This is a genomic window from Pseudarthrobacter sp. NPDC058119 (assembly GCF_042884655.1).
Taxonomy (GTDB): Bacteria; Actinomycetota; Actinomycetes; order Actinomycetales; family Micrococcaceae; genus Arthrobacter.
This window is the reverse complement of sequence record NZ_JBHVTN010000010.1, coordinates 135,780-161,507: the sequence shown is the minus strand read 5'-3', so window position 1 is coordinate 161,507 and position 25,728 is coordinate 135,780. Positions and strand designations below refer to the sequence as shown.

Annotated in this window: 21 protein-coding genes; 10 read left to right on the top strand and 11 right to left on the bottom strand. The window is 60.3% G+C overall.

Going from position 1 to position 25,728, the window contains the following annotated elements; genetic code table 11:
- Positions 1-312: 312 nt before the first annotated feature.
- The 5 genes from ACFVTD_RS19400 to ACFVTD_RS19380 all read right to left on the bottom strand — a co-directional run bounded on the left by ACFVTD_RS19400 (position 313) and on the right by ACFVTD_RS19380 (position 4,615).
- Entirely contained in the window at positions 313-1,488 is a 1,176-nt protein-coding gene (locus ACFVTD_RS19400) for an MFS transporter (protein ID WP_387566230.1), read from the bottom strand.
- Positions 1,489-1,757: 269 nt separating this feature from the next.
- Complete coding sequence (locus ACFVTD_RS19395; protein ID WP_387566228.1) at positions 1,758-2,042, bottom strand: hypothetical protein; 285 nt, start codon at positions 2,040-2,042, stop codon at positions 1,758-1,760.
- Positions 2,039-3,184: a CaiB/BaiF CoA transferase family protein gene (locus tag ACFVTD_RS19390; RefSeq protein WP_387566225.1), complete on the bottom strand. Its 1,146-nt coding sequence runs from the start codon at positions 3,182-3,184 to the stop codon at positions 2,039-2,041. The genes ACFVTD_RS19395 and ACFVTD_RS19390 overlap by 4 nt, the downstream gene beginning before the upstream one ends.
- Positions 3,177-4,052, bottom strand: a complete 876-nt coding sequence (locus ACFVTD_RS19385) for an HpcH/HpaI aldolase/citrate lyase family protein (RefSeq protein ID WP_387566222.1) — start codon at positions 4,050-4,052, stop codon at positions 3,177-3,179. Before ACFVTD_RS19385 ends, ACFVTD_RS19390 begins: the two co-directional genes overlap by 8 nt.
- Positions 4,049-4,615: a MaoC family dehydratase gene (locus tag ACFVTD_RS19380; RefSeq protein ID WP_387566220.1), complete on the bottom strand. Its 567-nt coding sequence runs from the start codon at positions 4,613-4,615 to the stop codon at positions 4,049-4,051. Before ACFVTD_RS19380 ends, ACFVTD_RS19385 begins: the two co-directional genes overlap by 4 nt.
- 207 nt (positions 4,616-4,822) lie before the next feature.
- On the opposite strand from ACFVTD_RS19380, the gene ACFVTD_RS19375 reads away from it, so the two are divergent.
- Entirely contained in the window at positions 4,823-5,983 is a 1,161-nt protein-coding gene (locus tag ACFVTD_RS19375) for an acyl-CoA dehydrogenase family protein (protein WP_387566217.1), read from the top strand.
- A 276-nt stretch (positions 5,984-6,259) separates the two neighbouring features.
- On the opposite strand, the gene ACFVTD_RS19370 is transcribed toward ACFVTD_RS19375, so the two are convergent.
- Positions 6,260-7,228 (bottom strand): LysR family transcriptional regulator, encoded by a 969-nt coding sequence (locus ACFVTD_RS19370; RefSeq protein WP_387566214.1) that lies wholly within the window; start codon positions 7,226-7,228, stop codon positions 6,260-6,262.
- 128 nt (positions 7,229-7,356) lie between these two features.
- Here ACFVTD_RS19370 and ACFVTD_RS19365 point away from each other — a divergent pair, with 128 nt between their 5' ends.
- The 7 genes from ACFVTD_RS19365 to ACFVTD_RS19335 all read left to right on the top strand — a co-directional run bounded on the left by ACFVTD_RS19365 (position 7,357) and on the right by ACFVTD_RS19335 (position 17,539).
- Entirely contained in the window at positions 7,357-10,599 is a 3,243-nt protein-coding gene (locus ACFVTD_RS19365) for a 2-oxoglutarate dehydrogenase E1 component (protein WP_387566211.1), read from the top strand.
- Between the two features lie 80 nt (positions 10,600-10,679).
- Positions 10,680-11,342 (top strand): response regulator transcription factor, encoded by a 663-nt coding sequence (locus ACFVTD_RS19360; protein WP_387566208.1) that lies wholly within the window; start codon positions 10,680-10,682, stop codon positions 11,340-11,342.
- 3 nt (positions 11,343-11,345) lie between these two features.
- Positions 11,346-12,872, top strand: coding sequence for a sensor histidine kinase (locus tag ACFVTD_RS19355; protein WP_387566205.1), 1,527 nt, complete (start codon positions 11,346-11,348; stop codon positions 12,870-12,872).
- Positions 12,869-13,819 carry a TAXI family TRAP transporter solute-binding subunit gene (locus ACFVTD_RS19350; protein ID WP_387566202.1) on the top strand — a complete coding sequence of 317 codons (951 nt, stop codon included), beginning with the start codon at positions 12,869-12,871 and terminating at the stop codon, positions 13,817-13,819. Before ACFVTD_RS19355 ends, ACFVTD_RS19350 begins: the two co-directional genes overlap by 4 nt.
- Before the next feature lie 55 nt (positions 13,820-13,874).
- Complete coding sequence (locus ACFVTD_RS19345) at positions 13,875-14,600, top strand: GntR family transcriptional regulator (protein ID WP_387566200.1); 726 nt, start codon at positions 13,875-13,877, stop codon at positions 14,598-14,600.
- Positions 14,601-14,761: 161 nt separating this feature from the next.
- Positions 14,762-16,141: an MFS transporter gene (locus ACFVTD_RS19340; RefSeq protein ID WP_387566197.1), complete on the top strand. Its 1,380-nt coding sequence runs from the start codon at positions 14,762-14,764 to the stop codon at positions 16,139-16,141.
- A gap of 513 nt (positions 16,142-16,654) precedes the next feature.
- A complete protein-coding gene (locus tag ACFVTD_RS19335; protein WP_387566195.1) occupies positions 16,655-17,539 on the top strand; it encodes a 4-fold beta flower protein in 885 nt (294 codons plus the stop codon).
- A 484-nt stretch (positions 17,540-18,023) separates the two neighbouring features.
- Here ACFVTD_RS19335 and ACFVTD_RS19330 read toward each other — a convergent pair whose 3' ends face one another.
- From ACFVTD_RS19330 to ACFVTD_RS19320, 3 genes are all read right to left on the bottom strand, one after another.
- Positions 18,024-18,665, bottom strand: a complete 642-nt coding sequence (locus ACFVTD_RS19330; RefSeq protein WP_387566192.1) for a hypothetical protein — start codon at positions 18,663-18,665, stop codon at positions 18,024-18,026.
- Between the two features lie 177 nt (positions 18,666-18,842).
- Positions 18,843-19,532, bottom strand: coding sequence for a DUF6308 family protein (locus tag ACFVTD_RS19325; RefSeq protein ID WP_387566189.1), 690 nt, complete (start codon positions 19,530-19,532; stop codon positions 18,843-18,845).
- Between the two features lie 25 nt (positions 19,533-19,557).
- On the bottom strand, positions 19,558-19,899 hold the full coding sequence (locus ACFVTD_RS19320) for a hypothetical protein (protein ID WP_387566186.1): 342 nt from the start codon (positions 19,897-19,899) through the stop codon (positions 19,558-19,560).
- Positions 19,900-20,099: 200 nt separating this feature from the next.
- Between ACFVTD_RS19320 and ACFVTD_RS19315 the strand changes: the two genes are divergently transcribed.
- Both ACFVTD_RS19315 and ACFVTD_RS19310 read left to right on the top strand, forming a co-directional pair.
- Positions 20,100-20,762, top strand: coding sequence for a hypothetical protein (locus tag ACFVTD_RS19315; protein ID WP_387566183.1), 663 nt, complete (start codon positions 20,100-20,102; stop codon positions 20,760-20,762).
- A gap of 314 nt (positions 20,763-21,076) precedes the next feature.
- Positions 21,077-22,177: a hypothetical protein gene (locus ACFVTD_RS19310; protein WP_387566180.1), complete on the top strand. Its 1,101-nt coding sequence runs from the start codon at positions 21,077-21,079 to the stop codon at positions 22,175-22,177.
- Between the two features lie 153 nt (positions 22,178-22,330).
- On the opposite strand, the gene ACFVTD_RS19305 is transcribed toward ACFVTD_RS19310, so the two are convergent.
- Positions 22,331-22,942: a BRCT domain-containing protein gene (locus ACFVTD_RS19305; protein WP_387566177.1), complete on the bottom strand. Its 612-nt coding sequence runs from the start codon at positions 22,940-22,942 to the stop codon at positions 22,331-22,333.
- A gap of 1,019 nt (positions 22,943-23,961) precedes the next feature.
- The gene (locus tag ACFVTD_RS19300; protein ID WP_387566174.1) at positions 23,962-25,560 is read right to left on the bottom strand and encodes a DUF6119 family protein; all 1,599 of its coding nucleotides are present in this window, start codon (positions 25,558-25,560) and stop codon (positions 23,962-23,964) included.
- Positions 25,561-25,728: the final 168 nt, after the last annotated feature.

Here is a 25,728-nt window from a genome sequence, read left to right as displayed (position 1 = left end):
CCAGGTTGAATGCTAGACACACTCATCCCAGCAGGGCCACGGGCCCCTTTGTCTTCAACGACACGAACTCATATCCCCATCAACCGCGAAGAGCCCCTTAGGGCTGAACGGGAGCAAGAAGCAGGACCCGAGGATGGCCCCGGCTCCAATCGATAGGGCCCAGCACGCAACCATTGCCCAGCGGACCGTCGATTTACTGGGTCGGTCGATGCGGGTTTTCATGTCAGTGCCAGGACGAAACCGGTTCATGTTTGGCCGGCGCCCCGTGTGAAGCCCTTTCCGTTGGGGCCCGGGCGGGCACAGCGGGTTTTCCTACTGTGCTCTGGCAGGTGATTGCCCAGAATCATCATCGCCTTCGTCGTAAACCAATGGTCGAGCCATGTTGCCACGGGCCGTGAGTGGGTCTGTGGCGGGGATCAGTGGAAGGGAGATCAAGGGTGCGAGGGCGGCAAAAGCGAAGGCGGCGGGATAGCCAACAAAGCCGATCAGTGTTCCCGCTACAGGACCAACGGCGGACGCGACCAGGAATTGGCCGGTGTTTTGGGTGCCGAGTGCACGACCGGACCATCGGGGCCCGGCGGCCTCGGCTGCGGAAGTGAAGGCGATTCCGTTATCTGCCACGGAAACCACAGTCGCAAGAATCAGGACCAGCGCGCCCGGCAGCGACCAGTCCTGCCATCCGGTGAGCGCCAGCAGGAGCATCACCATGACGCCGCTGACCGCGACCCATCGCAGCACCCTCACGCGGCTTCCGGCTCGATCACTAAGGTGGCCGACAGCGATCCTTCCGAGTGCACCAATGAATTGGGCCAGGGCTATGACGATGCCGGCAGGGGTAGCCTCCCATCTCAAAACTGAGGTGAGCCACACCAGCCCGAAGATGGACAGGGTGAACTGAGGCGCGACGAGAAGCATCGACACTGCGTGGATGCGCCACAGGAACGTTGATTCCCGGTAGGGGTTGCACTTCACAAAGGTGACGTCTTGTCTGACACGTGGCGGGTTCCGGATCCCGACTGCACACGCGACTGCCAGGACGAGAGCCGTGATACCCGATATGATCAAGGGCCCCGCCACATCGTAATGGGCGGCCATCGTCGGCACGGTCAGTGCCGCGGCGGCGACACCGAGCGGCTGGGACATCTGCCGGATACCCATGGCAAGACCGCGGCGCGATCGAGGAAACCATCCCACGACCACGCTACCGGTGGCCGCGTTGCTGCTGGCTGCTGCTCCACCCGCCAGTCCGAGCATCACACCCATCGCTGCAGTGTCGGTGGCCGATACCGCAAGGAGCGTGAAGATCGCGGTGCCAGCGAGGCCACCCGCAATCACCCATCGCTCCCCGTAGCGATCCGCCGCTGCGCCCCAGGCAACCAATGTAATTACCATTCCGAGAGTGGGAGTGGCAGCCAGCATTCCCGCTTCGGTCAGCGACAATCCCCGTTCCGTATGGAGATACGGGATCAGATAGGCGGGGATGGACACAACGAGTGAGCCTCCCGCCTGAGCCGCAACTCCCAGCAGAAGCATGAGCCATGCGGCTGCCGGGATGGCGCCGGTAGCCGAATAGCGGTTGCTTATTGTGAATCGATGCATTTCCCGATCTTGCATGTAATCCGAAGTGTGAGACAAAAAGGTCAATATGCGGACAATCCGCTGAAAAGCTCCCCGGGCTACCGGAGGGTCAGGCGGAATACCCGTCGTGGGCTGAGCCCCGAAGCCGCTTATCTAATCCGCCTGGCGAAGGAGAATGACTAGATGGGTGCGACCGCTGGATTGCCGCAGGCGCATCGGTGATTACACGGTTCGGCCGTTCCGCTGTTGGGCCTCACCGGAATGCTGAGCCGAACCTTGTAGCCCCAGGCCTTCATGTACAGCGTGCGCTGCTCGACAGCATCCGCTGCCACCCACATCATGCTGGAATCCGGTGTGGTCTGTTCCATTCTGCCCACTCGAACGAGTTGGCCATTGAGCCGCACTTCGACCACTCCTCCGACAAGGTGTGCCCAGTCGTCCCGATCCCAGGCAACTTCGCTCATGGGACGCGGACTCCCAGTTCGGAGTAGATTCTTTGAGTATGCTCGCCGAGCTCGGGGACTGCTCCCATGCGGAAGGCTGCTTCCCGGGAATTTACCGGAGGGATCAGGCTGCGCAGCGGCCCGACCGGTGATTCAACGTCACGCCAGCGGTTTCGTGAGGCGAGCTGGGGGTGTGCGGAGAATCCGTGCATGTCGCGTAGCTGTGCGTTGGCGATGCCGGCTTCGTCTAACCGCGCAACTGCCTTTTCCGTGAACAGGTCCCCGAAGGCCTTGCCGATAACGCTATGCAGGTCGGCCCGGTTCTCTACTCTCTTGGTGTTGGAGTTGAAACGGCCGTCCTGGGCGAGTTCGGGTTGCTGAAGGACGTCCGTGCAGAATGCCGCCCATTCGCGTTCATTCTGAATTCCGAAGAAGACGGTTCCATCCGCGGTGGTGAACGGCCCGTAGGGTGCGATGCTTGCATGCTGCGCTCCACTGCTTATCGGGGGCGCACCGCCGTACTGTGCGTAGAAATAGGGTTGGCTCATCCACTCCCCCAGCGCCTCAAGCATGGATACTTCCAGCACATCACCCCGTCCGGTAGTTGCCCGCTGGAGCAGGGATGTCAGGATCCCGGAGTAGGCATACATTCCGGCGCAGATGTCAGCGATGGAGACGCCGACTTTGGCCGGCGCGCCCGGGGTTCCTGTGACACTGAGCAGCCCGGTCTCGCATTGAATGAGAAGGTCATAGGCCTTCTTCTGTTCGTGTGCGCCACCGCGGCCGTATCCCGAAACGGACACGTGGATCAGTTTCGGGTTCAGCGCCAGCGCATCATCCGGGCCCAGGCCCAGCCGCTCAATGGCGCCGGGAGCGAGGTTTTGGACCAGGACGTCCGCTCGCGATACCAATTCCCTGAGGACCCCCATCCCTTCGGTTGACTTGAGGTCCAGGACAATGCTTTCTTTTCCGCGGTTCAGCCACACGAAGTAGCTGGACATTCCGCTGACTTTCCGGTCATAGCCGCGGGCGAAGTCACCGGTGTCCCGTTCCACCTTGATGACCCGGGCGCCGAGGTCTGCCAGCTGGCGGGTGGCAAATGGAGCGGCCACGGCCTGTTCCAGGGAGACGACAGTGATACCTGCCAAAGGTAGCTCAGCCATTTGATGAACCTTTCCGGGCCTGGTGCAGGATACGTTTTGCGCGTTCAGTGACGGGACGGTCAATCATCCGCCCGTCCACCTGGGCGGCACCACCCTCGGCACCGATAACCGTGCGGGCCCATTCAATGTCGGAGTCACTGGGAAGGAATTCTGCGTTGACAATGGCGACCTGAGCCGGATGTATGCAGAGTTTTCCTCCGAATCCGAATTTTTTGGCCAGCCGTGCAGAGCTGGCAACGCGGTCCACGTCGCGAATTTCGATGCACGGCGAATCCAGTGGTGCGGCAATTCCAGCTGCCCGGGAGGCTAGGACCAGCTGGGAACGTGCGGCGTCCAGAAAGCGGTCGTCGCTGTCGGCGTTAAGGTCCAATGCGAAGTCGACGGCGCCAAAGGCCAGACGCGTCACTCCTGGCACCGAAGCCAGTACCTGCGCCTGGACAAGGCCGCGCGCTGATTCGACGAGGGGCACCAAGGCAAGATTTTCTGGCAGCGCCTCCCGCAAGGCCGTTAGGGGCCCAGCCTGCTCGGCCTTTGGAACCATCAGGCCTAAAAGACCATGGTGCTTCAGCTCAGTTATGGCGAGCAGGGATTTTACTTCCGTCTCATGGCTTGCTGAGTCAGCGGCGTTTACCCGGACCAACGCACGGATTCCACCCCGGACCAAGGCATCAACCGTGGAGGCCAATGCCAGTGACTTTTCGGAAGGGGCGACTGCGTCTTCGAGGTCGATAATGACGACATCGGCGTCGGCAGCGGCGGCTTTCTGGAAGCGTTCGGGGCGGTCGCCGGGCACGAACAGGGCGGTAACTGCCTGTGTGATGACTTCTGCGCCGGCAATGGTCTCAGGCAGGGTCCCCGCTGCCGTCACTTTTGCTCTCCGATCTTCGGCAGGCTCGATTCATCGGGGCGGGCAGATTCGACTCCTGGCAGGTGGCCCTGCCGGTAGACCATGAAGGTCCGCCGGTAGCTGATGACGATTTTCTTGTCCTGGTTGAACCCTTCGGTGGCAACGGTCACCAGGCCAAGGCTGGGCCGGGAATTGGATTCCCTCGTGGCCAGCACTTTGGACCGGGAGTAAATGGTGTCGCCTTCAAAGACGGGATTGGGCATGCGTACTTCGTCCCATCCCATGTTCGCGAACACATTCATGGAAAGGTCAATGGTGGACTGGCCCGTGACGAGCGCAAGCGTGAGCGTCGAGTTCACCAGCGGCAGCCCGAACTCTGTGGCGGCCGCGAAATTCCTGTCGACGTGGGTCTTGGACACGTTCTGGGTCATCAGCGTGAAGCTGTGGTTATCCGCTTCGGTTACCGTCTTTCCGAACGGGTGGTAGTAGATATCTCCCACAGAGAAGTCCTCGAAAAGCCTCCCGTTCCATCCGGGGACAACGCGGCTGTTCGCTGCTGCTTCTTGGTTGGATATTTCTGACATCCGAGCATCTCCTTTGCTGGGCATCCACTGCCCTGCGGAATCAAATATATTTTGTTCTCGATCTATTTTTCTCAGCAGATGCCTGCTAAGTCAAGGATTTTGCTTGCAACATTAGATGGTTGTGGGTATTGCCAAGCAGTCAATATATTTTGTACGGTCGTACGTAGGTCAGCGACACGCGCACCCATCACCGACTAAGGAGCAAAGATGCCCACCACCGACTCTCTTGAACAGCTACGGCAACGCACCCGTGACCTGTGCGCCGCGTTCCCGGACGAGTACTGGCGTGAAACGGACCGCAACCGGCGGTACCCGCAGGAATTCGTGGATACATTGACCGAAGCCGGACTGCTGTCGGCGCTGATCCCCACCGAGTACGGCGGGCTGGGGCTGGGCCTTACCGAGGCCAGCGTAATCATGGAGGAGATCAACAAGTCAGGCGGGCACTCCGCTGCCTGCCACGCGCAGATGTACACGATGGGTGCTTTGCTGCGCCATGGCAGTGAGGCCCAAAAGAGCGACTACCTTCCTCAGATCGCCGCTGGCAAGCTCCGCCTGCAGGCCTTCTCGATCACCGAAGACAAGGCCGGCTCGGATACCACCAGCATCGAGACCGAAGCGGTTCCCGATGGTGAGGACTACATCATCACCGGACACAAGAGCTGGACCAGCCGTATTGACGAATCGGATCTCGCCTTCGTTCTGGCAAGGACAGCCGCGAAAAGCACCAGCAAGACGGAAGGGCTCACCCTGTTCCTGGTCGACCTGCGCCAGGTGCGGCAGGAGCAACCGAATACCCTGAAGGTGGTCAAAGTCCGCACGATGTTCAACTATGCGACAAACCAGATTTGGTACCAGGGCATGCGGGTTCCCTCTTCCGCCGTCATTGGCGAGGTCGGCAAGGGCTTCCGTTACGTACTGGACGGCTGGAACGCAGAGCGCATTCTGCTTTCTGCTGAGGCGGTGGGTGACGGCTACTGGTTCACCCAGCGTGCAGTGTCGTACGCCAGCAGCCGCGAACGCTTCGGCAGGGCCATCGGCGCTAACCAGGGCGTGCAGTTTCCGATCGCCGACGCTTACATGAAGGTCCGGGCCGCGGACATGATGCGCTATGAAGCGGCACGCCTCTTTGATGAAGGACTGCCCTGTGGCGCTGAAGCGAACATGGCAAAACACCTCGCATCAGAAGCAAGCTGGGCCGCGGCCAATGCTTGCCTGGATACTCACGGCGGCTACGGATTCGTTGACGAATACGATGTCGAGCGCAAGTTCAGGGAAACCCGCATGTTCCAGGTTGCTCCGGTGAACAACAACATGATCAAGAACTTTATCGCCAACAAGGTCCTCGGCCTCCCCCGGTCCTACTAGGAAAACGATGAAGGCTCAAACGGTTGATGGCTGCACAAAGCGCAGTTGGACGAAGCTCGTGGGTGCGTTCGTTGAAATCCGGCGAAATCAGGTCACTGTCTCCAGGGGGGTCGTGGCGGAAGCCATGCCGGACTCGTCCGCGCTGTGGTTGTCAGCTGACGCCAACGACCAGCGCAGAATGTTCGCCGCAGCAGACAACTACGAGGTTTGGATTCATCCCAGGCCCCTCGCCGCACCGGTCAGGTTCCTCTAGAAGCTTCTTATGGCGGCGCAGGACTATCCCGCGATCAGGCGGGCGGAAGGCCATCCTCCGGCGTGGATACGGCCGACCACGGTTTCTTCGAGAAGCTTTGCCGTCATCCGAACGGCAGATGAGGATCTGGCATTGCCCGGCCTGGCCAATATGATTCTTCGCGGTATACCCGGATCTACAATGGGTGCCGAATTGAGCGTGCCGCCGGCAGCCTCGTCGGCAACCATGATCCCCGGCAGTACGGTCCAACCGAAACCGTTCTGGACGAGCTGCTTTTGGACTCCCGCGTCATTCGTTTCCACCGCAATGTCCAGCGGGAGGCCGAGGCGGGCCGCAGCGCTTTCCACAAGCGAGCGGATGCCGTGGGGCGCGCTGGGCATCACCAGCGGACGTTGCAGGAGGTCTCGGAGCCCAAATCCAGCCGAGCCGACACTGGGCGCTTCCACTGGTCCGACCGCCCACAGGTCTTCATCGAGAAGGGGTTTCACGCTCAGGGCTGCGGCTGGAGGCTGGTTGTACGTCAAAGCAATGTCTACATCGCCGGCCTCTAGCCACCTACTCAGGTGCCCGCCAAAGCCGGTAACCAGACGCAACCTCACGCCGGGATGTGCGTTGGCCACGGCAGCAACGAGAGGCGCGGCGAGCAGGGGGGCGGTGCTCGCCAGGAGGCCAACGGTCACGATGCCGTGCAGGGCCGCTCCTGAGGAACGCGCCTCTTCCCGTGCCCGCTCAAGCTCTGAGAGGGCGCGTCGTGCGCGCTCGATGACCTGCAGCCCTATGTCCGTTGGCCGCATGCCCGTGCGGCTCCGTTCAAACAGGGATGTGCCCAACTCGCTCTCCAGGTTATGGATCTGTCGTGTTACGGCCGGCTGTACAACGTGGAGCAGTTCGGCTGCCCTGGTCACACTTCCTGTGTCCGCAACGGCCAGGAGAGATTGCAAATGCCTTATTTCCACACGACATCCCCTTCCGGCATTATCACGGTCGGGCATCGACCCATCACGGAAAAGTATTGGTAAGGCGATTCCATAACAGTAAGTATGGAACACATCACGTTCGGCGGCGAACCAAACATCCGTCCCGGTCCCGAAATCTCCCCCGCCCCCGCGAAAGACTAGAAATGCTCCAAGACATTAGTTCCTCGTTCACTCCGAGCCAGCCCGGCTCCACACCCGAAACGGACGCCCGCAAAGTACTCCGCGGCCGGTCAGCGGCCATGGCGCGGAACATGGAGGCCAGCCTTGCAATTCCCACTGCCTCCACCATCCGCAGTTTCGAAGTGTCGGCACTGATGCAGTGGCGGGAACGACTGCGCACTGAGGGCTTCAATGTTCCCATCGCCGCGGTACTTGCCACTGCCATGGCTCGGGCCGCCCAGAACCAGGTCCCTGCAGCCCGTCGCCGGATAGAAGCTGCGGAGAAGGATCTGGTGATGGTGGAAGAAGGCACCGTCAACCTTGGTGTAGCTGTGGACGTAGAGACTGCTTCAGGCCACTCGATCATGGTGCCCGTGATCAGGGATGCAGCCAGCCTGACCTTCCCTGCCTTCGTTGCCCGGTTGGGGGAACTGTCCGAGGCGTGCCGCACTGGAACCGTGGCGGTAGCGGACCTCCGCGGAGCCAGACTGATCCTGACCAGCACTGGCCGGTTCGGGTCAACCACCGGCGTGCCCTTGCTGCCGGCCGGTCCCGGCATCATCGTCGCCGCCGGGGCCATCGGCATCCCGGCGGGCCTCGAGACGCTTGCGCGCACGCAGCACGTGGACCCCGTCATCACCCTGTCCTCCACCTACGACCACCGCGCCATTCAGGGCGCCGACTCGGGGATGTTCCTCGGCACGGTTGAAAAACTGCTGAGGTCCCCGGAATTCCTGGACCAACTCGAAAGCGAACTGCGCGGCACACCGACCGGCGTCCTGCTCGACCTTCCCGCCCAGCCGGGTTCGGACCACGACGACATCAGGCTGGCCGAATACGAGAGCAGCGCAAGCTCGGCAGTCGCCCGGCTTGAGCCCGTCCGGGCCCGCCATGAAGGCTCATGGCTCCCCAACGGAGTTGAAGTTGAGTTCAGCCACCTGTCCGACCCCGACTCCCGTCAATGGCTGGCCGAGCTGCTGCGCAACGGCATCCCGACGCCTGCTTCCTCCCGGCGTCTTCAGGCGCTGAAGCTGGCAACTGAACTTGATGTCTTCGAGGCCTACCTCCAAACCCAGTTCCTGGGCCAGAAGACCCTTTCAGTACAGGGACTTGAATCAACCGTCCTGGCCTTGGCCGAAATGGCAGGCCACGCAGCCCAGGCCAACTACACGGACACGGTCATCGGCATGGCCCACCGCGGTCGGCTCAGCATCATGGCCCGCATACTCAACTGGCCCGCCGAGCGGCTCCTCGCGGAATTCCTTCCCACCGCCCATGCCACCCCCAAGGCTCCCGTGGGCGATGTCCGTCAACACCTGGGCGGCGAAGGCCGCTTCGAGGATGTCGACGGCGCTTCCATCCGCGTTACCCTCGAACAAAACCCCAGCCACCTCGAGTTCGTCTCCCCGGTGGCACTGGGTGCCGTCCGGGCCAAACAGGACCAGCTCGTCGCCGCCGGCATGACCCGTGAAGAAGCCCGACGACGCGTCCTGCCGGTCCTTCTCCACGGGGATGCGGCGTTCACCGGCCAAGGTGTGGTGTACGAAACCCTGAACCTTCAGAATCTGGCGCCTTACGATGTGGGGGGAAGCGTCCACATCGTCCAGGACAATCGTCTGGGTTTCACCGCAACCCCCTTCCAGCTTCGCTCTACCCTGTGGCCTTCCGACGTCGTCAAGGGCTTCGATGTTCCCGTCATCCACACCGATGCTGACGATGTTGACGCCAACCTCGTCGCCGCCAGGATTGCTTTTGAGTACCGCGAGCGTTTCGGCAAGGACATCATCATCCACGTCCTGGGCTACCGCCGGCACGGACACAATGAAACCGACGAACCGCGCTACACTCAGCCGGTCTACTACGCCGACATCGACGAGCACCCTCCCGTCCACGAAATCTATGCAGCCAGGCTCGAGGCCTCAGGCCTGGTGCCCTCCGACTACGTCGAGAGCACCAAATCGGCAGCGCGCGCAGCCCTGGTCGACGGACTGGAAAAGGCGCGCACCTTCGATCTCGACTCAGTCGTCAACCAGATACTGCCGGCCCGCCCGGCCATCCGGTCAGCACTGGAGGCAGCGCCCGCAGAGTGGGCGCTGCAGGTTCTCGACCTGGCCGAGCAAGACCGCGAGGACTTCACCATCCATCCCAAGCTCATGCGTCAGTTCTCCAAACGCCGGACCGCAAGGGCAAAAGATACCCTGGTCGACTGGGGACAGGCAGAGCTCCTGGCCCTAAAGCTGATCAACGAGGCAGGCGTCCCCGTCCGCCTCACCGGTGAAGACGTGGAGCGCGGCACCTTCAGCCACCGCCACATCGTCGTGCACGACGCCACCACGGGAGATAAGACCGAGCGTATCAGCTTCGACGGTGCCCCCTTCCTCGTGGCCAACACGCCCCTGACAGAAGTAGCCACCGTCGGGTTCGAATACGGGTACGGCCGGACCAACACCAACTCCCTGCAGATCTGGGAAGCCCAGTTCGGCGACTTCGTCAACGTGGCCCAGGTGATGTTCGACCAGTTCATCATGGCCGGACGCGACAAATGGGGCCGCGACAGCCGCGTCGTTGTCCTCCTCCCCCACGGCTGGGAAGGCGCCGGCCCGGAACATTCCTCCGCACGCCTGGAACGCTTCCTCCAGCTTGCCGCCAGGGACAATTCCCGCATCCTGGTACCCACCACCGCCTCCCAGTACTTTGCTGCTCTGGTGGGAGCTGCGGCCGCCGATAACCCCCGCCCACACGTGATTTTCACGCCGAAGTCGCTCCTGCGCGCAGAGGCAGCCAAGTCACCCGTGGAGGAGTTCGCTCCAGTGAGATTCCGCTCCGTTCTGGCCAGCGGCGCGGAAAGCAGCAAGACGCGCAGGTTGCTGCTGTGCTCCGGAAAGGTCGGCGTGGAAATCATGGACCGGATCGGCGACGGTGTGCGACTTCTCAGGGTTGAAGGCCTGTACCCCTTCCCGCATGAAGAAATCATGCAGGAAGTTGCCGCAGCCACTGCACTTGAAGAGATTGTCTGGCTTCAGGAGGAACCGGAGAACATGGGAGCCTGGAACTACGTTCTGCCCAAACTCCTCAGACTCGGCCTTGGAAAGTTCCAGCTGGGCTACGTCGGCCGACCCGAAGCGGCCTCCCCGGCAGACGGGTACTCGGCTGCCCACAAGGCTGGCCAAGAGCGGCTGCTGACCGCCGCCGCCCAGGTCGGCGAAGTGGACTACCGTATCGGCTGACAAGAGGCCTACAGTATCGAAAGGCGCCGGGCGGTGCAGGGCTTTCCTGCACCGCCCGGTGTTCGTGAAAGGAGTACTAAATGCGCATAGGAGTCGTCGAAGACGATGACGGCGTGGCGGATGCACTAATGGACGCCCTGGAAGCGAACCGCATCACCGCGCAGCGCATGTCCCGTGGCGGGGATCTCCTGATACGACACCCTGATTTCGACCTGATCCTCCTGGACCTGGGCCTGCCGGACATGGACGGGATCGAGGTGCTCCGCCGCCTCCGCCGGATCTCAGCGGTACCGGTCATCATCCTCACCGCACGCGATGACGAACGATCGGTGGTTCGAGGTTTGCGCAACGGAGCCGACGACTACCTGGTCAAACCGGCACGGATGACCGAACTGCTGGCCCGGGTTGAGGCCATCCGTCGACGCGCCGCCCGTGCGCGGCAAACGGTTAGCACCACCACACGGGAGTTCGGCGACCTCACCATTGACCTCGCCGGCCGAAACATCAGCGTTGCCGGAGAAGCCGTCCCCCTGACAACCAAGGAATTCGATCTTCTCGCCGCGCTGGTGGACAACCCGGGAACAGCAACCAGCAGACAGCAGCTAATGGATCAAGTCTGGGGAGATACTTTTGTTTCAGTGTCCAAATCCTTGGACGTGCACATGACAGCGCTCCGCGCAAAGCTTGGCCGTCCTGCCCGCATCGAAACCATCCGTGGCTTTGGTTACCGGTGGATCGGCTAGACCATGAGGACGCGTCTGCTCTTAGTTCTGGCCGTGCTGGGAGCCATCGTCGTAGCCGCCTTTGCATTTCCGCTGGCGGCAACGGTGGCCGAAGCACGCACCCGGGAGTTCGTCCTCAGCCGCGACGCCGACCTTCAGCGTTTTGCTGATCTTGCGGACGGATATGCCCGGACCGGAAACACTGGTCTGCTGCGCGAAGAGGCCGAGGCGTACACCTCCCTGTACGGGGAGGCGCTGGCCGTCGTATCGACCCGCGGCTCGGCGCCCATAACCACCGCCGGTGCCAGCCTGGACGAACCGCAGGTATCCGCCGCGATCGAACGCGCCCTGCGAAATGAAAGATCCTCAGCAGTCGAACTCATAACCCCATGGAGCACCGGGACCGCCGTTTTCGGAAAACCGATCGGAACTGGCGCTCAAGTCAACGGTGCAGTCGTCATCATGGCCTCCACCGAATCAGCGCGTATAGATATCTTGCGCGGGTGGCTGGCCATCGGCGCCGGAGCTCTGGGAGCCGTCATCGGATTCGCTGCCCTTGCCCTTGCCGTCAGCCGCTGGATTCTTCGCCCCCTTGAAAATGTCAGCGCCCGGATGCAGCAGCTCACCAGGAGTCTTCCGTTCGTCGCGCTCAACAGCGGCAACACCGATGTCACGACCCCCACCGGCAGGGCTGGTCCGCCGGAGCTCCGGGCCCTCTCCACCGCGTTCCAGAAAATGGACACCGCAGTCATCACTTCAGGAGAAGCGCAACGGCGCCTCGTGGCAGACGCCGCCCACCAGCTACGCAACCCCCTGGCAGCCCTGCAGCTAAGGCTGGATACACTCACACCACGGGTTCAGGAGGAAGGTCGACGAAGCCACGAACGGGCCATAGACGAGGCTATCCGGCTCGAGAAGATCCTCGATGACCTGCTGGCGCTTTCCGTCGCTGAAGTTCCGCGGCGTGAAGCTGCTGGGGACGAACGAACCTGCACGCCCCACGCCATAGCCGTAGAACGCGCAGGTTACTGGCACGAAACCGCAGCGGAAGCAGGCGTCACATTCGAAGTCGCGGAACGCCCGGACGAGCCGACGGCACGAATTGGCGCCGGCGATCTCGAGCAGATCCTTGACGTCCTGTTCGATAACATCTGCAAATACTCCGGCCGCGGGACAACCGTCCGGATCTCGTCGGACACCATCGGAAAAACGGCCGACGCGCTCCCGACAGACAGACGCACCGTGCTGACAGTCTCCGACAACGGCGCGGGGGTAAAAGATGAAGAACTGCCGCTAATTTCACGGCGGTTCTTCCGCGGCACATCACGCGCCCCCGAGGAGGACGGAGTCCGGCCAGGAGGCACCGGCCTGGGATTGTCCATCGTGGAAGCGCTGGTCGAAAGCAACGGCGGATCCATGGAACTGGGCCGGACCCAAGGCGGAGGACTCACAGTCGTGATGTCTTTTGAAGCTGCTCCTGGCGACACCCGCCATCCCGCCTCCAACCCTGAGGCGGACGTTGACCGCACAGCCAAGACAGGGGACACATGAGCATGCCCTTCAGCCACACGCGTCCCCTCTCCCGAAGGTACTTCTTAACAGCAACCGCCGCGATAACTGCCACCACCTACTTGAGCGCATGCCAGCAAGAGGTACGAACCTACAGCTTGGGCACTGCGGAAGAAAAAGGATTTTTCTACGACTTCGGCCAGTCCCTCACAGCAGCTGTCGAGCGTGCGGCAGTGGGATTCCGGGTGGACCCCAAAATCACAGGCGGCTCGGTCCAGAACATACCCGACGTGAAGGCGGGACGACTGGACCTGGCGTTAGCCTTGGCCGACGTCGCCGCCAGCGACCGACAAGATCTTCGGGCGGTCGGCCGGGTCTACCTGAACTACCTTCAACTCGCTGTTCCAGCAGATTCATCAATCCGGACCCTGGCAGACCTGCGCGGCCACTCCGTCAGCCTGGGCGCCAGCTCGGCGACGACCAGGGCGGGCGGGCTGCTGCTCGCAGCTGCCGGACTCTCCGAATCCGACATCATCGTCCGGCCGGTCCCGATCACGGGAGTGCTGGACGCGCTGGCCAGCGGCCAACTCGACGCCGCATTCTTCGCCGGTGGGGTCCCCCACCCAGAGATCAACAAAGGCGGCCGAGGACCAGCCGCCGGCGTCCGCCTCATTGACCTTTCCGAACAACTCCCCATACTGCAGGCAAAGTACGGGCCGGTGTACCAGCCCGTCAGGCTACCGGTGGGACTCTACGGTTCGCCTGTCGAGGTAGGATCGATCGGCATCGCCAGCCTCCTGCTGGCCCGGCAGGACCTTCCCGACGAAACGGTCGGTCGCATCGTAAACGTTCTCATTGAGCGATCCTCGGAGCTGGTGCCCCCGGGGACGGCCGGCGTCCAATATCTTGACACCAGAGCTCTTATCTATACATCAGGCATCCCGCTGCATCCCGGTGCGGCCGCGGCATACCGGCGTCACCACGGCTGACGCCTCATGAATGCCGTAACTTGGAAATTGCAGGCCAGTAGAGAGAGAAACAGCCATGATTGAGCGTAAGCGCGTCCGTCCGCAACTCAGCGACGAAGCATCCGCCTACATCCGCGGCCTCATCATGTCAGGAAGCCTGCGGCCGGGAACACAAGTACGTCCCGAAGCACTCGGTGAAGCACTTCAAATCTCCACCACACCCGTCCGGGAAGCCTTACAGTCCCTCCGTGTTGAAGGATTCCTGGAACTCGTGCCCCGCAAAGGTTTCCAGGTAGCACCACTCACCGGACAAGACATCCGTGACATCTTCAGGGTTCAGGCCTTGATCGGCGGCGAACTCGCAGCACTGGCCACCCAGAAGGCGACTGAGAGCGACTTGGCTGAACTCGAAGCCCTGCATCACGAACTCATCGCTGCTGCCGCCCGGAATGACGAGGTGCTCCTGGAAGAAAAGAACCACGCGTTTCACCGGGAAATCAACCTGCTGGCTGACTCCAGAAAGATCATCTGGGTCATGGGCCTTGTATCCAGATACGTGCCGCGGCGCTTCTACTCCAGCATTCCCGGCTGGCCAAAAGCCACAGTCGATGACCACTCCAAACTGCTTGAAGCCATCCGCTCCAAGGATGCAACAACAGCAAGGAAGGAAATGGAAGAACACATCATGCACTCGGGGGAACTGCTGGCCGCACATTTTGACGAACGTGTGTCAGCGCCAGAACGTGGCGTGGAACGGCCAGAAGAAACCACTGGCAAAACGTCAAAGCTGACCCGCGTGTAGCCCCGAAGCACCACAACCCTAAGGGAATCCTAAGAAATCCTGCTTCTTATTTTCATCAGCAGTGAGCTGAGACACATTTGAACTAGTTCACGGGTGGAAGACCCGAAACGAGGCCCCGCAACAGCGATCCGGTGGCCTTAGCCACGAACAAGGGAGTTCAAATGAACACGCAACAGGTGTCAGCCCCGGCAGCCAAGCCGCGGGTGGTCAGCAACGTTGTCAAGGGTTGCCTGGGCAACCTGATCGAGTGGTACGACTGGTTTGTCTACGCCTCATTCAGCATCTACTTCGCAAAGGAATTCTTCCCGGCCGGCAACACCACTGTGCAGTTGCTCTCCACCGCTGCGGTGTTCGCCGTCGGTTTCCTGATGCGCCCACTGGGCGGTTGGATCCTTGGCATGTACGCCGACCGGCACGGACGACGCAACGCCCTGGCGCTTTCTGTCCTTCTGATGAGCGGCGGATCGCTGGCCATCGGCCTCACACCGTCATTCGAGGCCATCGGCATCATGGCCCCGGTCATCCTGGTCATCGCCCGACTCCTGCAGGGACTGAGCGTCGGAGGCGAATTCGGGTCCAGCGCGACATACCTGTCCGAGGTGGCCACGCCAGGGCGACGCGGATTCTTCTCCAGCTTCCAGTACGTCTCGATCATCATTGGCCAACTGTCTGCCTTGCTGGTCATGATCCTTCTGCAGCGGGTTCTGACACCTGCACAGATGACCGAATTCGGGTGGCGCATTCCGTTCATCATTGGCGCCGTCGCCGGTCTCGTTGTGATGATCCTGCGACGCACCATGGACGAATCCGAACACTACAAGATTGAAAAGGCCCGCGAAGCGGCCGGCCTCGAAAACGGTGCCAAGCCCGTTGGGTCACTGCGGGCGCTCATGAAGTACCCGAAACAGCTGGCAGCCGTCTTCGCCCTCGCCATCGGTGGCACCGTCTCCTTCTACGTCTTCACCACTTACATGCAGAAATACATGGTGAACACCTCCGGCATCGCCAAGGAAGACGCCTCCGTCATTAGCTTCTACGCCCTGCTGGTCTTCATGTTCCTGCAGCCAATCGCCGGTGCAGTGTCGGATCGAATCGGACGCCGGAAGATCATGCTGTTCTTCTCAATTGGCGGGACACTCATCACCGTTCCCGTCATGACACTCCTGGCAAGCACCACCAACGTCTGGGCAGCATTCGGAATGATGATGCTCGGACTGGTTTTCTGCTCCGGTTACACAGCATGTGCCGCGATCGTAAAGGCCGAAATGTTCCCGACCCGCGTCCGCGCCCTTGGCGTTGGCCTTCCGCACGCCCTTGTAGCAGCGACCTTCGGCGGTACGGCCGAGCCCATCGCTCTCGCACTGAAAGAAGCAGGCATGGAGTCAACATTCTTCTGGTACGTGACGGGTTGCATCGCGCTCACCCTGGTCGCTGCGATCATGGTCAAGGACCCCTCCAAGAACTCCATGTTGGAAGCAGACCTGCAGCCCTTTGCAGCCGAAGAGGCTGAAGTCACGACCACTCGCACAGCAGCCCTCTAACGACGAAGCAAGCTAACAACGGGAAATCGTAGGGCACTGGGACTCCCCCGGCGCCCTACGATTTCCCGTGGAGGCTTGCAGCGCAAATCGGCCGGTCCGCAGGGCATGACGTACAGCCCAAACTGAGTGAGCAGTCTTAGATTCCAAATCCGACTTCCGTCCCTGATGCTGAGCCTCTATATGCGGATGCGTAGTAATTGTGCAACAGCCTGTTGCACAATTGTCCAGAGGCAGTCAGGACAACTGAGAATCCGAGCTGCACGGCGCTCCATCCGTCTGAGCCTTGCCTGGCTTGGAATCTGCGGCAATACTGCCACAGGCTGTGGCACTATTCAGCCGTCCACCCCATCCTTTACAAGCCCAGCGAGGATACCGATCCCACGCTCGATAAAGCGCATATAAGTGTGGACAATGTCCACACCTCCCCTTTGAGTGGACAAACCCAGGCAGGCGGCTTTTCGAACTCTTTCGGGAGCCCTCGTGCGGAAGCCGTGCGTCGACTCCGCTGTGGTCATGTCGTCCCCACTCCCCCGGCCCATGAATAGGTGTAGGCCCCCATCGGCCTACTCAACAGAACCGGAACGAGGAAACCCAAGAACCCACCAGCAGGCGGAAGGCCCACCAGCCACGGACTTGAGCCGCCACCCCACACACCTGTATAGGCCCGCGGCAGCCCGGCAGAAGCCCGCGAACTTAGCGTCAGAGGGACGCCACCACAAGCTTTGTCAACACGTCAAAGCAAAAACCCCTCTGACGAGGGAAAACGTCGTGCCCGAGGTGGGACTCGAACTACCTTCCTGCCCCTGCGAACACTGGGAAGTTCCGGAATCATGCGGAATCCGGCCCGATCCGGCCCATCTACTGCGCGGTCTGAAACCAAAAGTGTGGACAATGTCAACACCCCAACCCGGAAAGGATTCGTGCCGTGAGGCCTCAGGCTCATATCCCAGCTACTACGTCCCGGTCCGCCGGGGAGCCAGGGCCTGGTCCAGGTCTGCGCGTGCACTCAAATTGTATGTGCCGACTACTAAGGTCGATGGCATGGAACCTATCTACAACGCCCATGGGGCAGTTATCGGCTGGTTGGATGACGATGCGATCCGCAGCTTGGATGGCGCGGTCGTTGCTTGGACAAAGAACGGGACGCTCTTCGACCTGAGGGGATCCGAATTGGGAAAGTTCTCCAATGGATTCCTGCGGTTCGAAGGCGCCCCATTTGCTTTTGTCAGAGGAGCCCATTCGGGCCCAGTGTTGCCGGTCCCTTCGATCACACCGGTTCGGCCCGTGCGGCATGTCAGTCCGGTTCGCCCAATATTTTCAATTCCCTCTGTTCCGCACGTCCCCTCACATAGCTGGAGTCATCGGGCAGCCGGGGACGTCGTTCCAGGCCTGCGCTGACCCAGAGCCTCTTCCATCACCAAGATCAGGCTCTGGAATCGTTCAGCAAGGAATCGTGGCATCGACTGGATCAGGGATACCCCGATCACGTTCACGACCTACCCTGTTGCATCCAGGACTGCCACCGGCACCGGCACTGCCAAGTCAGATTGGGAATGCGCAACTGTAGTGTTGCGATACTTCCGAACAAAATCGTGGACGGGTTTGAAGAGCAGCTGGCATAGCTGAGATCCTGCCATCTCATCCAGACGCTCAAGAACCTTGGAGAGTATGAACGGGCGGATGTAGGCCGTGACGACGTGTCAAGTCAGCGGTACCCGGAGTGGAGACTCTTCACCAGCTTCCAAGGCGTGGGAAGCCTCCGAAAGGTCACTTGCATGGCTAGCGAGGGGTCCACCAGCAGACTTGTGTCGTCCAGGTCCTTCAGAACCGCATAACCCGATTGTCCCCGGCTTCACAGGAGTCTTCGCCGTTGGACCACCGCCTACGCCGCGCTGCCGAAGATCCTCCGCTGGATCGCGAGACTGCGACGCAAGTCGACGACGGCCTCATTCCGGCCTGGTTCCTGGGTCGGTTCTTGTTCCCGAAGCTCGTCCAGATTCATGCTGTTCACGTCGGCAAGTTTGCTCGTGTACTCGGCCACGAACTTGACGACCGATTTCCCTTGCCCCTGGCTGAAGTCCAGCGTTTCGCCGTATTCCTCGAAGTACTGCCTCACTCCGTCAAAATCTGAAATGAGCTGGTCGATGATTTCGACATCCAGGCATTTGTCACGAATCGCCGCCGGGTACCTGTCCCATGAAGCCCCGAAAGTCCTGACACACTCCGGCAAGCTTCGCTCAGCACGTGACTTCACCTGTTGGAGTACCACCACTCCAGTCACAGCAACAGCCGCCACCGCAATAGTGGTGATGACGACGTGCTTCCGTGGCAACCCCCGGAAACGAACCGCGGCACTTGCTACCTTCTCCGCTGTCTCGCCGGCGTCGGGGACTTCCTTCAAGTGCTTGACGATCTGCTTGGACACTCCGTCACGGACAACGCTGCCTTCGCGAATGAGTGTGCCTGCAAGAAGGCCGAGTTCAATGGCCGGTGGAAGGTAGATGCTTGGCTGAATGATCGTCACTGAGGGTCCTCCACCGTAGGAGCCTGGCGCTCCTGGCCGGCTAGATAGTAGGCGTTGTGTCCATTCGCCCACCCGAGGGCTACTCCCCCACGACGAGCCTTCTGCGGTTAGGCTACACGCCCCAACGAAATGCGGCTGTGGGCCCGACAGCCGGATTCTGTCTGCTCCTGAAACGGCCTATGCTTTTCGGCCCCTCCGGCGACGTACACCGAGCCCTTGATCCTTCCCGTAACGCCACAGGACCACATCCAAGATCCGCAGCTCCGACAACGGCAGCTCCACTGCCGAGAGCCGGTGAATTTCAGCCAGGCGCTCAGGTAGACCGGTGCCGTCGGTCAAGAGCCGGTGCCAGTTCATCCATTGGTCGTCGGAATTTTCCGCTCCGCAGACCTGGCCAATGACCTCATCCCAGATGGGGATCAGGTAGGGCCGTTTCCTGGCCATGATCTTGCTTGCGGTCGTGGCGCCGATGCCCCAGCGGTTGTTCTTCGTACTGCGGAGTTCTCTCCAGAGCAGGGCCGCGGGACCTTGGTCCACGAGCAGGGCTTCGGCCTGGTCCTGGCTGAGGCTGCTCAGGGCCGTGTCGGTGGGGATCTGCTTCAGCAAGTCGGTGATGCGCGCTGCTGTTTCCGGCTCCGCGAGGCCGATCATGGCCTTCGCCGGGACGGTGACGCTCAGCATGGAGACAGCCACGGCGTCGCTGTCGGTGATGACGTCTTTGGTTGCGGTGTCTCCGCGGCCGGCCCATTCATCGAAGTAGCTTCCGGTGCTAAGAAGCCCTTTCTTATCGCGTTCGTGGTAGTACCGATGCAGTAGCTTGGCGGCCGCTTTCAAATTGTGGTCGCTTAGGATGTCGGGAAGTTCCACCGCGCTCTTTCCGGTCCTCAAGAGGTCAGCCGCTAATCAGGTCGAAAACGTCTACATTGTCGTCCATTTCGACACCCCGGACCAGGTCCAAGGGGAGCGAATAGCCGTCCCACGAGTTCTTGGTCTTCGCATCCACCAAGGCATTGATGACCTGATTTTCCGGTGCCCCGGGATCTTCCGTCTCGATGCGCTTGCCCTCAGCGTTCAGGATTATCCCTGCGTAGAGGTATGGGGCATCGGTCCCTGCTTCATTGACGTGTATGTGGGCATGCGTGGCGCCCGGTACTGCATCGCGTAATGCGGCAGCTATCTTCGGAACGAGTTCTTCACGCAAATTGGTATCGAACTCCGGATTCCACCAAGTCATGCCCCCACCTATCACTCGTCGTCGCCCGGGTTCGTCCGCCCTGCGTATCAGCACCCTACCGCGGCTGTTCTCTTGATGCAGCAACTCGACCAGGGTCAGAAGCCAGGCGGGACTATGGAATCTGCATTGGTTACCGTGACATGGAGATGACCTCGAAGAAGACTGGCAGTTTCCCTTCCCGGCCGTGAATAGGATGCAGCATGGGGAAGAGAGAAATCCGGGCCAGATCCTTCAAGAAGTCCTTGGAGGCCGCCGGCTACAGCGTGAGGTGGAAGCCAAGGAAGACCGTGGTCCCGTGGGCGAATATAGAGGCGCTTCCCGCCTCGGCCGCGGACACGCTGCTGGTTATTTTCCGGGACCTGGGTGGTGTGCCGGCCCACGAGGCAGCCCTGGCACCCAGTGGATGGGATATGCAGGCTGATCAGATCCTCATCGAGTTTGACGAGGACCTGCATTTCAACAGATACCGGACCATTTCACTCGCCACTCCGTGGGCTTCCGACCTGCCCTGGTCCATCTCCTACGACGCCTACTCCACGGGGATGGAGCGTATGTGCTTGAAAGCCGGAAGTCACGGCGGAAAGTGGGCCAACCCCTCCTCGGACCGCATGTTCGGAAGCTCCGATGAGGAAGGGGTTCTCAACCCGCTGGGCTCTTCCCGTTGGAAGCAGCGGGCCATTTACGACGCAATCAAGGATGCGTACGCGCTGTACTCGCCGGAGGTGTCTCTGGCCAGGGTCTCGATTCATGACCAGATCGGCGACGTGAACGTGAACCAGGCGATGAACAAAGAGATTCTTCTGGAGCCGGAAGCACTGAGGGCGTTCCTTTCAGGCAGGACCATTCCCGGGGTACGGCCCTAGATCTACAAAACCGCCACGCCCACTTCAAGTCCCAAGTCAAGGTCTTCACGACTCTGCCGCACGGCTCCGCACGGCTCCGCACGTTCGAACTGCGGACTCTGTCCCGTCGTCTCCTCCTCAGCGCTGAAACGATCACGATGACGCCAAGCGTTGTGAAGGCCGCGGTCAGCATCAGGCCGACACGGCCGAGGAACTCGCTGTTGCTTTCCTAGCCGGGCCCGACAGCCTGGTTCTGGGCTCTTTCGCGGCAGGCGACGGTGACCTGCTCACCGACGGCCGGGTGCTGCTCACCGGTGTGGGCTAGTGTCGGAAACATGAGCGGAAAAAGCTCCAAACTACAGCGGCGACAGGACAAATCAGCGGCCAAAGCCGACTGGGCGGCGTTGGATCTGCGCATGCTCCAGGATGACATCAACTGGATCGCCTCCATGGGTGAGGCAAGCCAGTCAAACGCACAATGGAAAGGAATCATTGGGCTGGTGCTAACGCCCCATATGGCACGAATCGTCCATGAGGGAATGGACTTGCTACGGCGTCGACGGCCGACCCAGGTCCAGGCAGTCACTCTGAAATTTGCGACCCAGATCGAAGCAGCCAGACACACCGTCAAACTCCTCGATGACACCAAGAAGCTATACGAAGGGGTGATTCAGGACTTTGAACGTATAGACGGGGAACACTCCAATGCGTGGTCTCCCGGCCGTAATCTCGGCTTGGGGATCCGGGACGGCCGGGTATTTTCGACCAGCCGCTCATCGGAATTCCAACAGTCCGGGCGGCTTACTGAGCGGACGATCGTCCCTCATGACTACTCCAAACGCTTCGGTTACGACATCGGGCACGCAGCGGCACTGATCCTCCGGCAATTTGGTCATGCGCCACAATTCACGCCCTTGCCGGTCAAACAGTGGGGCGAGGCGCCATCGGAAATCACACTCGACCGTGCAGTCTACTACGAGACGCGGTTCGAACCCGAGTTCCCGGCTGCACTCAAAGATGTCCTATGTGTCATCGAAGGATCGGTCAACAGCTGCCTGCACGCCTTCAAACCAGTCGAAGGACCTTTTACCAACCCGGTCTTCCGCGTCCAGTTCGTCACTGTCTCCCATGCACTCAACGCTCTGAACGAAGTCCGCAACAGATATCCGCAACTCGCTGAAACCCCGGGAATGGTCCGAATCAGCAGCGTCATCGATTCCCCCGAAGCAGTAAACCTCCGTTCGCTTCGGAAACTGCGCAACCGGTGCATGCACTACCTCATCCCGCCCACGCTGAGCGGGCTCGGTGAACACCTGCCGTTGTACGGCCTCGTGGAATCGACATGCCCTGGGCAAAGTTTCGAGATCGTCGACGCCGAGATACAGCTTGTACTCGCAGCCCTATCCGATGCCCTCCGCAGCTGGAAGCAAGAGTAGGCCGCATACAATTCGGGGACAGGGATAGAGTGCGGGCTCCTTCAAACCGGGTGAGCTCCGCCTGAACCCGGACGGGCTGGTCCGCCCGGCGCGGGTGCTATGCAGGTTCGGCCGAATCCTTACCTGACCCAGATGGAGGACGAAGTCAGGGGCTTACTTAAGGCCTTCAACAGCCGCAAGAAAAACCTCATAGCTGATGACCGGTACACCCGTACTCAATGCCGCAACGACTTTCGCGTTCGGGCTGCCGCCGGGAGGAGCAACAAGCACCGAAGTAATCGAGGTGACGGAACCTGCGACGCGGAGTCCGACTCCTTGAGCCAGCGTTTTCCACTGGGCCCTGGACTTCTCGGGACCCGACCCAGTGAAGCAAACGGTATCGCCGCGATTCAGTGTGAAGTCTGAAGACGGCAGGACCGGCACGGACCTGTTGCGCTTCCAATCCTCGATGAGCTCGCGGTCAAGGGTGATGGCGCTGGCCGCTTCGATGTAGTCTCCCAGCCGAACATTTATGGGGGCGCTGTCGTCCCACATCTCGGTCCACCCGCTGATGACCCGATCTGTAGGTAGGCCCGTAGCGGGCCAGGGCATCATAGCATTGAGGACTTCTTGTTCAACCCAGAAGGCAGCACCCCGGTGGGGTACTTCGATGAGCTCAAGCAGCCGGCCACCTGCAAGCCGGTGCCTGTCCAGGCGTGAATCATTGCCGCTGTTAGTAATTCCGACCTTATATGCATGCCAATCCGGAAAGTGGAAGAGGTACACGCGGTGAGGGCTCGAGGGATCCGCGGCGCCATCACACACATAACATGGGACGGCGCCCCTGTTTAGGCGTCGCATGGAAATCCGCCGGGGTGTCCCACAGCGTGCGCACCTCGCTGCTTGGACAATGTCGGTTCCTGCCTCTGGCTCAGCGACGGACATGCCATGGGACGAAAACCCGACAACGACATCGGAGGCGCAGATCCCTTTGTTGCGGTTGTTACAAATCGGGCAAAGGCACCAGTGACCAGATAGCTCCGCGGCCAAACGGCCGGGCAGCTCTACGTGCTCGTAGCCGCAATTCAGGCACTTGATGGCGATGGGGTCCATGCCGTCATTGTGTTCTGCGGTATCGAACAATAGGTCATGGTGGAGCATCCCAACGGTCGCCTGAATGCGTTCCGTGGGCCACCACCATCTCCTCACCGATGCTCGCACCGCCGCGTCTGTCGCGAGCAGTTCCCGGTCTGCCTCGCTGAGTCCAGTCGCCACCTGCAGTGCGGCACCCACGACTTGATTCAGTTCCGTCTTTGTCCTAGCGCGGTTTTGCTCGCCCCATTCGCGCCAGTGGCACACTCTGCACACCGGCCCGTACGGCCGCTGATCGAGCACGTAATCGAACCGGTAGGGCAAGCGAGATTTGCAGGCGATGCACTCTGTACGGCGGTAGGACTTACGGTCAACAAAAGGCTCAAGGGGGATCAGGCCACCGACACGAAAAAGCTGGTCAATGCAGTCTAAACACCAGGAAGGTCTGGTGGTGGTCCTAAAAGCCGCAAGCTTGCCACAGCCTTCGGTAGAGCAGACCTGCGTAACTGTCCTTGCCATATTGATGTCCCCCAAAACCCATCCAGCCCACCCTTTCGGAGGTAGGTGCACGCAATCGGTTAGTGCAATACATACCTACATCATGTACGAGCTAATCTTATTTATTTTCAATGCAGAAAATGCAGTGGCATGTAACGAATCATCTACCCTGAAGAACTATCAAGAGATCCACTTGGTCTAGCGGGGCCTCTCCATCATGTGATGGGGACTCTCGAAATTGAGACCCGAAAGCCAAGATTTTGCAATTGCTGGCCATTCTGCATCAGGTTCAGCTTGCTGAAAAAGGGCAACCAGTCCGTTCCCGACCGGCTGGAATTGGCAATCACAGCGTAGGAAACCGAGTACTTGGACCGATCCACCAAGGATTTTCCGTTCGGAATCAAGTCGAGCCAGATTGTCCTCTGGGGTTCTTGTGTTTCAGCTTCAACAACTTTCCGCAGCTCATCACGGAAGGTTCCATCAGCAACAAATGTCGTTGCCGACACCGCGCCTTGCGCAAACAGATGACTCAGGGTCGCAGATCGCGTCTTCCTCTTAACGTGTATGAATTCTCCACTGGCCGAAAGGACGTCGCAGAGCTCGATCCCGCTGGATGCTCCTCCTGGCCTCTTGATGCGCGCGTCAAGCAGGAGGAGGTTCGAAGGTGCTGAATCGGCTAAACGTGCATTGTATTTTGCCTCAATCTCTCCAGCCTTGGATTCGATCAGAGCAGTTACGGGTTCCGGCAAGGAGGAGGCGAATTCATCAACCTTCGCCACCAACGAATCACTCACCACAAACCAGCGGCCTTCAATCAACACATGCAATTGTGATTCAAGCCGTTGCTCTGTCACCAGGCACTGATAGACGTTCCATCGAGAGTCGAAGTCACCGGAACGACTAAAGCGTACAGACACGTGGCGGGTCCGCAGTCGCTCAATCGTAATGTCCGATTTTCCTTCGCCCAAACGGCCGAGATAGTCATCCAGATCCAGGTCCTCGTACTCCTCCTTTCGAGTTCCCCCAATCCTGAACGCGTCGACATCCTCCCAGTCGATTGCTTCTGGCATCGCCATGTGCGTGTTGGAGGTATCGCCGGCGACAAGTTGTTTTTCGAGAAGACCATTGAGCTTAGATACAGACTCTGGATCTGTGACGAGCGCCAGGTGGTCGATCCACTCGAAGTTCGCTTTGTATGCATCATCTTGGAAGGCTTCATAAAGTTCCTCGCATAGCTTCGGTAGATCAGCGGGAAGAATCTCCACGTTGAGGACCAAGGCATCCGAACCGGAAAGACGCTTCGCTAGGGTTTTATCTCGGGGCTCGCCAGTAACAGCGCGAAGCATGTCACGAGATACGTCAACCCCAAATGTTGGCAACTCGGAGCTTTTGCTCGATTGTGTGTTCTTGGTTACCACCATGTCTTCAAACGTTTTGGTGTCGAGGCTACGGATATGGCCCGGATCAATTCGATTGAGAGCGACTCGAAGCCCAAACTGGTGCTCGACCTTAGAAGGATCTATAAAGCCACGTCCGTACCCGAAGGTAAGAGCGAAATGTCTGTCATTGGCCTTGATGATTAGGAGACCAGAGGCCGATGACGTCGTCACAGATTGCAGCGGGGAGGAAAGAATCGGTTCAACGAATGAAACCCATGGGGGCGGGTCGGCGCGGCGGGACGAGAAATAGAACTTTCCCTCAACGCCGGAGGAAGCATCCAGCGTTTGAGGCTGTGGGCTTTTATCTGGCGCGATCGCGTCGTCTGGCTGCGAGACGTTGCGCAGTAAATAGATTGTTAGTCGCCTGTTTCCCATAAATCCCCCATGAATTTATTCAAAGAGTAACAGTTCAGTACCCCTAGACAGCGCCAACTGCACCTGAGAATCGTGCATGCCGCTAGCCAGAGTAGCGGACAGCTGCCTCCGAAGAGGCCGCCGGTCCCGCCTACGGCCCGGGGCCACGCCACTCACGCGAACTACGCA